The sequence below is a fragment of the Pseudonocardia alaniniphila genome, assembly GCF_022524485.1.
Classification (GTDB): Bacteria; Actinomycetota; Actinomycetes; order Mycobacteriales; family Pseudonocardiaceae; genus Pseudonocardia; species Pseudonocardia alaniniphila.
Genome location: NZ_JAKXMK010000003.1, coordinates 411003 through 421864 on the forward strand (window position 1 = coordinate 411003; position 10862 = coordinate 421864).

Below are 10862 nucleotides of genomic sequence, written 5' to 3' on the forward strand. Positions count from 1 at the left end.
CGGATGCGACGGGTCCGCTGCCGCGACGACCTGCTCGATCGCCTCCTGCAGCCGGCTCGACTATGCGCCCTGCTCACCCAACTCTACGGACGGGGTGTGGAGTTCCCGTTCGGGCCTAGATTGTTCTGTTCGTCCGATTCAGGCTGCGGCCGTGCAGGAGGGCGCCGGACGCCCCGTCGCGAGCGCATCGAGGCCGTTCAGAGCGTCCTGAAGGGTCGCGACACGGACGAGCTCCAACCCGGCGGGCGCGTTCGCCTCGGCCTCGCCGCAGTTGTCGGCCGGCACGAGGAACACGGTGGCGCCCGCGTCCCGCGCGGCCCGCATCTTGAACGGGATGCCGCCGATCGGGCCGACCTGCCCGTCGGGGGTGATCGTCCCCGTCCCGGCGATGAAACGGCCGTCGGTGAGCCCGCCCGGCGTCAGCTTGTCGATCACGGCAAGCGCGAACATGAGCCCGGCCGACGGGCCACCGATGTCGCCGAGGCTGATCCTGATGTCGCCGGTGCGCGGCTCGATCCCGGGCCGCACTCCGAGCAGGCCCTGCGGCCGATCCGGACTCGACCCGAGCACGACGTCCGCGTCGTGCTCCTGACCCGCCCGCTTGTAGGTGATCGTGACGGACTGTCCGGGCGTGGTGGTCGACAGCGCGCCGGACACCGCGGCCGGTGTGTCGACGGGGTGCCCCGACACCGCGACGATCTCGTCGCCGGGCTCGAGCCTGCCCTGCGCAGGCGAGTTCGGCACGAGGTCGGTCACCACCACCCGCGTAGGCAGGCGCAGCTCGGTGAGCGCGGCGACCTCGGCGTTGGCCTCCGAGGCCGCGAACTGCTCCGTGTTCTCCTGCTGCACCTGCTCGTCGCTCTTCTCCGGCGGGAAGACCTCGCTGCGCGGCACGACCTGGCGGTTACCGTCCGCCCAGAGGCCCAGGGTCGCGAACAGCGTGAGCCTGTCGGTCACCGAGACCGTGGTCATGTTCAAGTGCCCGGTCGTCGGATAGGCCTGCAGCCCGTCGACCGCGACGACCGGCTGCCCACCGACGTCGCCGAGCGTGTCGTACGTCGGACCTGGACCGAGCGCCACCATCGGCACGGGCACCGTCGCGGCGAGCACCGCGAGCGCCAGCGCGAGCATGCCTGCGGCGACGAGGTTCCACGTCCGGCGGTTCACAATCTGGAAGCCTATGGGGACCTGTTTCGATGCCCTCGGACGGTCTGTGCTGCGCCGCCGGGCGGCGCATCGACGCCTGTCAATTTGTGCTGAATGCGAACAGCTCAGCTTGGGCGATCCGCGTACCGTGGTGACATGAGCGATACCCCGTTCGGATTCGGGCCGTCCGACCGCGACCGTGATGACAAGGAGAACGAGCGCGGCCGAGAGCCGGAGCGCCCGAACAACGGGCCGCAGGATCCGTTCGGCTTCGGCAAGCTCCCAGGGATGCCACCCGGTGGCTTCCCCGGGCTCCCCGGCTTGCCCGGAATGCCGGGTATGCCCGGAGGTGCGGGCGGGTTCGACGTCAGCCAGCTCGGCCAGATGCTCACACAGCTCGGGCAGATGCTCAGCCAGGCGCAGAACACCGGCGGGGGCCCCGTCAACTACGACCTCGCCGCGCAGCTCGCCCAGCAGCGACTCGCTGCCACCACGTCCTCGCTCACCGAGGCGCAGCGCGCCGCCGTCGCCGACGCGGTGAAGCTCGCCGAGCTGTGGCTCGACCCGGCCACCGAGTTCCCCGCCGGGGCCGTCGAGACCAAGGCCTGGTCGGCGAGCGAGTGGGTCACCGCGAGCATGCCCACCTGGAAGCGGCTGTGCGACCCGGTCGCGCAGCGCGTGTCCGGGTCGTGGGTGGAGGCGATCCCCGAGGAAGCGCGTTCCGCCGCCGGCCCGATGCTGGCGATGCTCGGTCAGATGGGCGGGCTCGCCTTCGGCAGCCAGCTCGGGGGTGGGCTGGCGCAGCTCGCCGCGGAGGTGGTCTCCTCCACCGACATCGGCGTGCCCGTCGGTCCCGACCGGGTCGCGGCTCTGCTGCCCGAGAACATCGAGAAGTTCACGAAGGACCTCGACCGTCCCGCCAGCGAGGTCATGATCTTCCTGGCTGCCCGTGAGGCGGCGCACCACCGGCTGTTCGCCCACGTGCCATGGCTCAAGGAGCGGCTGCTGGGCACCGTCGAGGAGTACGCGCGGGGCATCCGGGTCGACACGTCCCGCATCGAGGAGCTGGCCCGGGGCATCGACCCGTCCAACCCGGCCGCCATCGAAGAGGCCATGCAGTCGGGGATGTTCGAGCCCGAGACCACCCCGGAGCAGGAGGCGGCCCTGGCTCGCCTCGAGACGCTCCTCGCGCTGATCGAGGGCTGGGTCGACGCCGTGGTCGCCGACGCCGTGGGAGCCCGGCTCCCCGGGGCCGACGCCCTGCGCGAGACGCTGCGCAGGCGCCGCGCCTCCGGCGGACCTGCCGAGCAGACCTTCGCCACGGTGGTCGGACTCGAGCTGCGGCCCCGCCGGTTGCGGGCCGCCGCGGAGCTCTGGCGGCTCCTCGGCGAGCAGCGCGGGATCGCAGGCCGCGACGCACTGTGGGCCCACCCGGACCTCATCCCGTCCGCCGACGACCTCGACGACCCTGCCGGTTTCGTCGGTCGGGACGAGCTCGGCGACCCGATCGCGGAGCTGGAGAAGCTGGCGAACCGGGCAGGCGCCGAGGACCCCCAGCAGAAGCGCTCCGAGAAGTCCGAGGGCACCGACAGCGCCGGCGACACCGACACCCCGGATTCCGACGGGCCGGAGCCCGAGGGCCCCAAGCCCACCGCCTGACCCTGGGCTTCTCGCAGACCCCTCGCCACCGCACGGTCACGGTGGCGAGGGGTCAGCCGGTGGCCGCCTCCGGCTCTGCGTCGGGTTCCTCGCCGTCGATTCCGAGCATGCCCAGGCCTGCGGCGGCGGAGAGCCCCTCGAGGTAGCCCATGGCGCGTTCCGCACGCGGGTAGCGGTGCACCCACGCCCAGAACCGGGTGTCGTGGCCCGGCTCCAGCAGGTGCGCGAGCTCATGGATCAACACGTAGTCGACCACCCAGCTGGGGACGTCACGCAGCCGCTCGCTGATCCGGATCGTGGCGTCGGCGGGGGTGCACGACGCCCAGCGCGTGCGCATCGGGGGCACCCAGCGCACCGTATGGGGCTCGGCGCGTCCGTCGAGGTAACGGCGAGACAGTTCCATGCTGCGCCGTCGCAGCTCGGCGTCTCCTTTGCGGGCCGGTGAGCGGCGACGGGCCTCGCTTCGCTCGAGCCGGCGCACCATCTCGTCGACCCAGCGTCGTTCCTCCGAGTCGCTCATCCAGCCAGGGATGAAGACGATCACGGTGTCGCCTTCACGGCGTGCACTGACCATGCGCCGTCGGCGGTCACTGCGCCGGACCTCGATGACCGCGGGCTGCGCCATCACTCCAGCCTAAGCCCCGCCGGCGGGTCGGCGCGTCACCCGATGTTGTCCACAGGACCGCCTCACCCTGTGGACAGCCCGCTGCGGCGGATCTTTCCGGAGGTCACCATCGGGGAATGCCGACCGCAGCCCGCCCGTCGCCATCCGTGATGCTCCGTCTCTCCCCGTATCGGTCGGTGCTCGCGCTGGGCCCCCGTGCCCGGTTGCTCGGCCTCGATCCGGCCACGGCCTTTGCCCTCGACGAGCTCCCGCCGGCGCTGGCGGCGATGGTCGACGAGCTGGACGCCGCGGCCGAGCAGAACGAACTCGTCGACCGGGCCGTCCGGCGTGGGGCCGACGCGGCGCAGGCCCACGCCCTGGTGCGCGAGCTCGTCGCGGCCGGCGTGCTCATCGACACCACCGTCGTGGAGCGCAAGGACCGGCACCGCGCGGAGAGCACTGTCGTCGTCATCGGGGAGGGGTCGCTCGCCGTCGGCGTCGTCCTCGGGCTGGCGCAGGAGGGCGTGGGCACGGTGCACGTCGAGACCGGCGGGCCGGTGCTCGCCGCCGACCTCGGCACCGGCTACGTCGACGACGACCGCGGCTCCGACCGGCTACGGGCCACCAGAGCGGCGCTGCGGAGGCTCTGTCCTGGCACCGGCACGGGGCCGCCAGGGCAGCGGCTGACGGCCGACCTGGTCGTCCTCACCGACTTCCTCGCCCACGACCCGGGGCGGCTCGCGCAGCTGCATGCCACCGGCACAGCCCATCTCTCCGCCCGGGTACGCGACGGCGTCGGCGTGGTCGGGCCGCTCGTCCTGCCCGGTCGCACCGCCTGTCTCGGCTGCCTCGATCGGCAACGCTGCGCCCACGACCCCGGCTGGCCTGCGGTCGCTGCGCAGCTGGTCGGCCGGCAGGGCCGCGCCGACCCTGCGACGATCCGCGCGACCGCCGCCCTCGCCACTGCGCAGGCCCTCGCCGCGCTCGACACGGCGTCCGGTGGAGGTGGTCCCCCTCCCACCCTCGATACGACACTGGAGCTCGACGCCACAGCGGGCACGCTGCTCCGGCGCGCCTGGTCGCCCCAACCCGGCTGCGGATGCGGCGCGATCACCGACTGATGTGACGGGAGATGGAGAGGGCAACATGCGCGCAAGGGGGAGATCGGGACACAATCAAGGAGTGAACGAGTCCGCGAGCCCGCCGTCGGACGGCGTCCGGCCCGGCACGCCGGGGATCCCCGGCGAAGGCGTACCGGCAACCGGGAGTGCCTGGTCGCCATCCGCCGCAGCAGTGCCGGTCGTGACCGCGAGGCCGGCCCCCGAGGAACCAGCGTGACCGACATCCCGCGGCGAACAGCGGCACGCACGGCCAAGCTCGCCAGTCTCCCGCTCGGTGTGGCCGGACGGGCCGCAGCAGGGTGGGGTCGCAGGCTCGTAGGGGGCGACGGCGAGGAGATCTCGGCCCAGCTGATGGCGAAGAGCGCCGAGCAACTCTTCGCCGTGCTCGGCGAGCTCAAGGGCGGGGCGATGAAGTTCGGCCAGGCCCTGAGCGTGTTCGAGGCCGCCATCCCCGACGAGTACGCGGCACCGTTTCGCGAGTCGCTGGTCAAGCTGCAGTCCGCGGCGCCCCCGATGCCCGCGTCCGACGTGCACAGGATGCTGGCCGAACAGTTCGGCCGGGGCTGGCGCGGCCGGTTCCAGGACTTCGACGACACACCGGCCGCCGCCGCGAGCATCGGCCAGGTCCACCGGGCGATCTGGCGGGACGGGCGCGAGGTGGCCGTCAAGGTGCAGTACCCCGGCGCGGAGGAGGCGCTGCGCTCGGACCTGCGCCAGCTGTCGCGGATGAGCAGGCTGATGCAGCCGCTCGTACCCGGACTGGAGATCAAGCCGCTGATCGCCGAGCTGCGCGAACGGATGGAGGAGGAGCTGGACTACCGCGACGAAGCGGAGAACCAGCGCATCTTCGCCGCAGCGTTCGACGGGGACGACAAGGTCAGGGTGCCACGTGTGGTGGCATCAGCACCCCGGGCGATGGTCACGGAGTGGGTCACGGGGCAGAAGCTCTCCGACGTCATCCGCGGCGGGTCGCAGGAGAAGCGCAACCAGGCTGCGGCCCTGCTCGCCGAGTTCCACTACTCCGCGCCGGCACGAGTCGGCCTGCTGCACGCCGACCCGCACCCCGGCAACTTCCAGGTCCTCGATGACGGCAGGCTTCTGGTCATCGACTACGGCGCCGTGGCGCGCCTGCCGGAGGGCCTCCCCCGGCCGTTGTCGGTGATGGTCCGGCTCGCGCTGGAGGACAAGCCCGGGGAGCTCCTCACGCTCCTGCGCGACAACGGTTTCGTTCGGCCCGGGTCGCCCCTGCGTGCCGAGGACGCCGTGACGTACCTGGCGCCGTTCACCGAGCCCCTGCGCACCGACACGTTCCACTTCACCCGCCGCTGGCTCCAGCGGCAGGCCGAACGGGTGGGCGACCTGCGCAGTCCCGACTTCAACACGGGTCGGGAGCTCAACCTGCCACCCCAGTACCTGCTCGTGCACCGCGTCACGATGGGCACTCTCGGGGTGCTGTGCCAGCTCGATGCCGAGGTCCCGCTCCGCGGGATCGTGCGGCACTGGCAGCCGTGGATCTTCGACGCCAAGGACGAGTCGGCAGGCCGCCACCTCTGAACCCGGCCCCCGGTCCCCGCCGCTGATGGTGTGAGACGAGCCGGGCCGAGTTCAGAGATGGACGGAATGCATGCGGATGCCGACGACGTCCCGGCCGCGTCCGGCCGGGGCGCCGTCGTCACCGTGCGGCGCTTGTCAGAGAGCGCCGCGGAGCCCGCTCGTCGCGGTTCCGGAACCGCGGTGGAGCGGGGCAGCACCAGCGCCGGCGCGCGCGAGTTCGGCTCGCCGGGCAGCAAAGCCGGCGAGCGAGGCCCACCGGCGACCCGCCGTGAGCCGGCGGGCTAGTGCGTAGTCGCGGGCAGCCTGTTCGGCCTCCCGCTGTCGGGATCGGGCTAGGGCTTCGTGGAGCAACATCTCGGTTCCCTCTCGGTGCAGGACCACGGGTCGCGGAAGTGCGGGTGCGGCCGGCGGCATGAAGTCGGTCATCGGAATCGGTCTCCTTCGGTGTGGCCCTCGGAGGGCCAACGGGGTGGGGCAGATCAGGCGGACACGGCCGCTGCGAACTCGCGGTCACGGGCCAATGCGGCCTTGCTCGGGCGGCCTCGAGGCCTCTTGCGCGGAATGACGACCCCGCGCAGGAAGATCTCACCGCCCCAGACGCCCCATGGCTCCTCCCGGCGCAGGGCCCCGGCCAGGCACTCGGCCTGGATCGGGCACTGCGCGCAGAGGGACTTCGCCAGCTCCAGCTCGGCCGGAGCCTCGGCGAACCACAGGTCCGCGTCGCCGGAGCGACACGGCAGGTCAGACCCCGTACGCGGCGCCGCGTCGAGGAGGGACCCCATCCCGGCGACTGTCTCGCCACCGAGCTGTTCGGAACTGATCACTCCGCCGTCCAACGGAGCTGATCGGACTAGCACCTCAACCTCCTGAGTGATGTGGTCAGGCAGGACAAACAAAAAGGCCGCGGATCCCGGTGTGGGTCCGCGGCCTTGGTTCTTCGGGCCGGTGGCGAGGTCGCCTACGTAGGACGACACTCCACTTCGGACACACCTGTGCTGTTATCGGTCGGGCTGACACCCTTGTTCTTGTCAAAGACGCCGAGCGCCGGGATCTGCTGCCACACGCGCGCGGAGCGGTGGAGGGAGCCCATGGTGATCACAGACCCGGCTCGCACACGGGTGCCGTAGATCCCGGCGATGTCGCGCGTCATCGTGATCATTCGGAACACCCCCTTCGCGGGCGAGGTCGCAGCAGAAGACGGGCTGGTGAGGTCCGTCGGCGGATACGTTAGAGATACCCGGACAGACCGCACAACTGATTTACGGGGAACTTCTTGGATCAACTATCTGCGACGTCCGGGTCGGCCACGAGCGCGAGCACAGCCGGTCCGTAGCGATCGAGCTTGCGCGCGCCGATGCCGGGGATCCGCACCAGTGCCGCGTTGTCGGTGGGCCGCTGCTCGGCGATCGCCGTGAGGGTGGCGTCGGTGAAGACCACATAGGCCGGAACCTGCTGCTCACGGGCCTCAACGCTCCGCCAGCCACGAAGCCGGTCGAGCAGCTCGACGTCCACATCGGACGGACACTCTGCACACCGGCGCATCTTCAGTGCGTCGGCTCCCATCAGCGGCGAGCCGCACACCCGGCAGCGTGGCCGCGGGCCACCGCGGCTCGATCCGTTCGCTATCCGCGAAGCCGAGTGCTCCTCAGGAATCAGCCCATAGAGGAAACGGCTGCGCCTCCGCCGTCGCGGACCGCCGGGCTGGCGGGACAGCGCCCACGACAGAGCGAGCCTGCGACGGGCCCGCGTGATGCCGACGTAGAGCAGCCTGCGCTCCTCCTCGATCGCCTCGTCGTCGCCGTCGGCGTGCTGGATCGGGAGCGTGCCGTCGACGAGCCCGACGAGGAACACGACATCCCACTCCAGGCCCTTCGCGGCGTGCAGCGACGCCAGTGTGACGCCCTGCACGGTGGGCGGGTGGGCGGCGTCGGCCCTCGTCTCGAGCTCGGCGGCGAACCGGCGCACGTCGGCCTCGGGCTCCACCGCCACGAGCTCCTCCGCGAGCTCGACGATCGCGAGCAGCGACTCCCACTGTGCCCGTTGCGTGGCACCGCCGGGCGGCTCCGCGGTGAGCCCGACGGGAGCCAGGATCGCGCGGACGGCGTCGACGAGCGGGACGTCGTCTCCTGCCCGCGCAGGCGCGGCGACTCGGAGCGCGGTCATCGCGCGCCGCACCTCCGGGCGGGAGAAGAACCGCTCGCCCCCACGGACCTGGTACGGCACGCCGACATCGGTGAGCGCCTGCTCGTAGACCTCGGACTGAGCGTTGATCCGGAAGAGCACCGCGATCTCGGCGGCCGGGGTGCCGTCGGCGACCAGCCGCTTGATCTGTGCGGCCACTGCGGCGGCCTCGGCCGGCTCGTCGTCGTGCTCGGCGAAATCGGGCTCCGGCCCGGGCGGAAGCTGCCCGATCAGCCGCAGCCGGGTGCCGGCCACGCGCCCGCGGGCGGAGCCGATCAACGTGTTGGCGGCGGAGACGACCTGCGGGGTGGACCGGTAGTCACGCTGCAGCCGCACGACGGCCGCCTCCGGGAAGCGGCGCGGGAAGTCGAGCAGGTAGCGGGGGCTGGCGCCGGCGAAGGTGTAGATCGTCTGGTTGGCATCGCCCACTACCGTGAGGTCGTCGCGCTCCCCCAGCCAGGCGTCGAGCACGCGCTGCTGCAACGGCGTGACGTCCTGGTACTCGTCGACGACGAAGCAGCGGTAGCGGTCGCGGAACTCCTCGGCCACCGGGCCGTGCTCCTCCAGTGCCGCGGCGGTGTGTAGCAGCAGGTCGTCGAAGTCGAGCAGCTCGGCGCGGTTCTTCAGCTCCTCGTAGCCCGCGTACACGGCGGCCACCTGCTCGGCGGGCCCCGGTGTGTCCCGGCGCAGCTTCGCGACAGCCGCCGCGTACCCGTCCGGGGTGACGAGGCTCGCCTTCGCCCACTCGATCTCACCGGCGAGGTCACGCAGCGACGCGGCATCGGTGCCCGCCTTCACACGGGCGGCCGCCTGCCCGACGATCCGCACCTTGCCCTCGACCAGCTGCCACTGGTCGCCGCCGACCACCCGCGGCCAGAAGTAGCGGAGCTGGCGCAGCGCGGCCGCGTGGAAGGTGCGCGCCTGAACACCCGCGACCCCGAGTGCCCGCAGCCGCGTGCGCATCTCCCCCGCCGCCCGGGCCGTGAAGGTGACGGCGAGGACCTGGCCCGGCGCCACGTGGCCGGTGCGTGCGAGATGCGCGATGCGCCGGGTGATGGTGCGCGTCTTGCCCGTGCCCGCGCCTGCCAGCACGCAGACCGGCCCCCGTGGCGCGGTGACCGCCGCGAGCTGCTCGTCGTCGAGGCCGGACTCCGGGGCGTCGGGGACGAGGCGCGCGCTCACCCGACCATCCTGACACCCGGGGAAGACAGAACGGGCGCCGGTCGTTCTACCGGCATGGCTGAGGTGACGATGTACTCGACGACGTGGTGCGGCTACTGCCGCCGGCTCAAGCTACAGATGGATCAGGCCGGCATCGCTTACACCGAGGTCGACATCGAGCGGGACCCTGAGGCGGCCCGGTTCGTGGAGGGGGTCAACGGCGGCAACCAGACCGTCCCCACGGTGGTCTTCGCCGACGGCACCGCGCTGACCAACCCCCCGTTCGCGGTGGTGGCGGAAAAGCTGGCCGACCTGGCGGCATAAGGCAAGCACCGCACACATCTCGTGGCCACCGTGCACACGTCCTGACGTGTGCACGGTGGCCATTTGGTGTGCACCGTGGCGGTCACCCGCTGTGGAATCGGCGCCGAAGACGCTCGGCCACGGCCCCGAAAGCGTCGAGGTCCGGCCAAGCCCAGCGCACGACGGCGAGGTCCTCGGCCCGCAGTTCGTCCTCACGCAGCTTCTCCCGATAGAGCACCTCGGCAGGATCCTGCCCCGGACGCACGAGCGCGCCGTACTTGGCGCGGCCGTCGAACTCCCCGACCGTCCGCAGGTCGGGCCAGCCGAAGTCCACCTGCCCGACGAACCGGCCATCGCCGCGTCTCACCTCCCATTGGAGCACCGGGGTCGGCAGGCCGGCCCGGGCGATCGCCACCCGGCTGCGCGACTCCCCCACGCTCTCGCTGCGGGCGTCGGCGAAAGCAAGCGCCCGGCGCGCCGCGGGCAGGCCTGGCCAGCGAGGCCTGTGAGCCAGCGCAGCGGCGAGATCCGGCGGGGCGATGAGATGGCGGTGGAGCGCCGCATCAGCGACCGCGACAGCCTGTTCGAAAGGGACGGCACGGGCCAGGTCGACGAGGGTGCGTGCCGGTGACGTGGCGGTGAGGCCGCCGACCATGACGATCTCGTCGGATTCGAGCGGGGCGGCGTGCACGTGGACCCGGCGGCCACGTCGGCCGCTCGAGCGGCTCCCGCGCGTGACGTGCACACGATCGAGCGGGATGCCCCACACCGGGAGCCCGTGCAGGACAGCCGCCGAAACGTGGCTCACCACTGCGTCGGCAGCGAGCTCGTCCAGTGCGGCGTACAGGAGCAGCAGGTGCCGGGCCACGGTGTCCTCGGGCGGGGCACCCTGCACGTACGCGCCCGGCCGCACCGCGCTCAGCGCACCGGAGCGAAGTAATCGCCGCAGCTCCTTCGGCGAGAACCCCGCAGCGAGGAGCTGGGCACGGCGGTGCACGAGAGGATCCACGGTCGCCAGCCTCGCCCGCCGGCGCGTCGGCGCGGGCACGATCCGCGGCATCTGTGGACAACCTCGGCCATGCACATCAGATGGCCACCGTGCCCACGTCAGGACGTGTGCACCGAGGCCATCT

11 protein-coding genes are annotated in these 10862 nt (G+C 72.0%); 5 read left to right on the forward strand and 6 right to left on the reverse strand.

Going from position 1 to position 10862, the window contains the following annotated elements; translation table 11 throughout:
• Positions 1-138: 138 nt before the first annotated feature.
• Positions 139-1167 carry a YlbL family protein gene (locus MMF94_RS04705; protein WP_338104160.1) on the reverse strand — a complete coding sequence of 343 codons (1029 nt, stop codon included), beginning with the start codon at positions 1165-1167 and terminating at the stop codon, positions 139-141.
• A gap of 135 nt (positions 1168-1302) precedes the next feature.
• On the opposite strand from MMF94_RS04705, the gene MMF94_RS04710 reads away from it, so the two are divergent.
• Complete coding sequence (locus MMF94_RS04710; RefSeq protein WP_241034990.1) at positions 1303-2805, forward strand: zinc-dependent metalloprotease; 1503 nt, start codon at positions 1303-1305, stop codon at positions 2803-2805.
• Positions 2806-2857: 52 nt separating this feature from the next.
• Here MMF94_RS04710 and MMF94_RS04715 read toward each other — a convergent pair whose 3' ends face one another.
• Positions 2858-3430 carry a M48 metallopeptidase family protein gene (locus tag MMF94_RS04715; RefSeq protein WP_241034991.1) on the reverse strand — a complete coding sequence of 191 codons (573 nt, stop codon included), beginning with the start codon at positions 3428-3430 and terminating at the stop codon, positions 2858-2860.
• Between the two features lie 116 nt (positions 3431-3546).
• Between MMF94_RS04715 and MMF94_RS04720 the strand changes: the two genes are divergently transcribed.
• The 3 genes from MMF94_RS04720 (at position 3547) to MMF94_RS04730 (ending at position 6369) form a co-directional block, all read left to right on the forward strand.
• Complete coding sequence (locus MMF94_RS04720) at positions 3547-4530, forward strand: TOMM precursor leader peptide-binding protein (protein WP_241034992.1); 984 nt, start codon at positions 3547-3549, stop codon at positions 4528-4530.
• A 213-nt stretch (positions 4531-4743) separates the two neighbouring features.
• Positions 4744-6084: an ABC1 kinase family protein gene (locus MMF94_RS04725; RefSeq protein ID WP_241034993.1), complete on the forward strand. Its 1341-nt coding sequence runs from the start codon at positions 4744-4746 to the stop codon at positions 6082-6084.
• 57 nt (positions 6085-6141) lie between these two features.
• Positions 6142-6369, forward strand: coding sequence for a hypothetical protein (locus MMF94_RS04730; RefSeq protein ID WP_241034994.1), 228 nt, complete (start codon positions 6142-6144; stop codon positions 6367-6369).
• 194 nt (positions 6370-6563) lie between these two features.
• Here MMF94_RS04730 and MMF94_RS04735 read toward each other — a convergent pair whose 3' ends face one another.
• The 3 genes from MMF94_RS04735 to MMF94_RS04745 all read right to left on the reverse strand — a co-directional run bounded on the left by MMF94_RS04735 (position 6564) and on the right by MMF94_RS04745 (position 9447).
• Positions 6564-6941 carry a WhiB family transcriptional regulator gene (locus MMF94_RS04735; protein WP_379660400.1) on the reverse strand — a complete coding sequence of 126 codons (378 nt, stop codon included), beginning with the start codon at positions 6939-6941 and terminating at the stop codon, positions 6564-6566.
• Between the two features lie 101 nt (positions 6942-7042).
• A complete protein-coding gene (locus MMF94_RS04740) occupies positions 7043-7243 on the reverse strand; it encodes a hypothetical protein (RefSeq protein WP_241034996.1) in 201 nt (66 codons plus the stop codon).
• Positions 7244-7362: 119 nt separating this feature from the next.
• Entirely contained in the window at positions 7363-9447 is a 2085-nt protein-coding gene (locus MMF94_RS04745; protein WP_241034997.1) for an ATP-dependent DNA helicase UvrD2, read from the reverse strand.
• Between the two features lie 54 nt (positions 9448-9501).
• Between MMF94_RS04745 and MMF94_RS04750 the strand changes: the two genes are divergently transcribed.
• Positions 9502-9750, forward strand: a complete 249-nt coding sequence (locus MMF94_RS04750) for a mycoredoxin (protein ID WP_241034998.1) — start codon at positions 9502-9504, stop codon at positions 9748-9750.
• An 82-nt stretch (positions 9751-9832) separates the two neighbouring features.
• Here MMF94_RS04750 and MMF94_RS04755 read toward each other — a convergent pair whose 3' ends face one another.
• On the reverse strand, positions 9833-10738 hold the full coding sequence (locus MMF94_RS04755; protein WP_241034999.1) for a type IV toxin-antitoxin system AbiEi family antitoxin domain-containing protein: 906 nt from the start codon (positions 10736-10738) through the stop codon (positions 9833-9835).
• Between the last annotated feature and the right edge of the window lie 124 nt (positions 10739-10862).

Bases quoted from the DNA above. Each gene is read 5' to 3' on its own strand.
- MMF94_RS04730 (WP_241034994.1), top strand. From the start codon at position 6,142: ATGGACGGAATGCATGCGGATGCCGACGACGTCCCGGCCGCGTCCGGC.
- MMF94_RS04740 (WP_241034996.1), bottom strand. From the start codon at position 7,243: ATGATCACGATGACGCGCGACATCGCCGGGATCTACGGCACCCGTGTG.
- MMF94_RS04720 (WP_241034992.1), top strand. From the start codon at position 3,547: ATGCCGACCGCAGCCCGCCCGTCGCCATCCGTGATGCTCCGTCTCTCC.
- MMF94_RS04715 (WP_241034991.1), bottom strand. From the start codon at position 3,430: ATGGCGCAGCCCGCGGTCATCGAGGTCCGGCGCAGTGACCGCCGACGG.
- MMF94_RS04750 (WP_241034998.1), top strand. From the start codon at position 9,502: ATGGCTGAGGTGACGATGTACTCGACGACGTGGTGCGGCTACTGCCGC.
- MMF94_RS04710 (WP_241034990.1), top strand. From the start codon at position 1,303: ATGAGCGATACCCCGTTCGGATTCGGGCCGTCCGACCGCGACCGTGAT.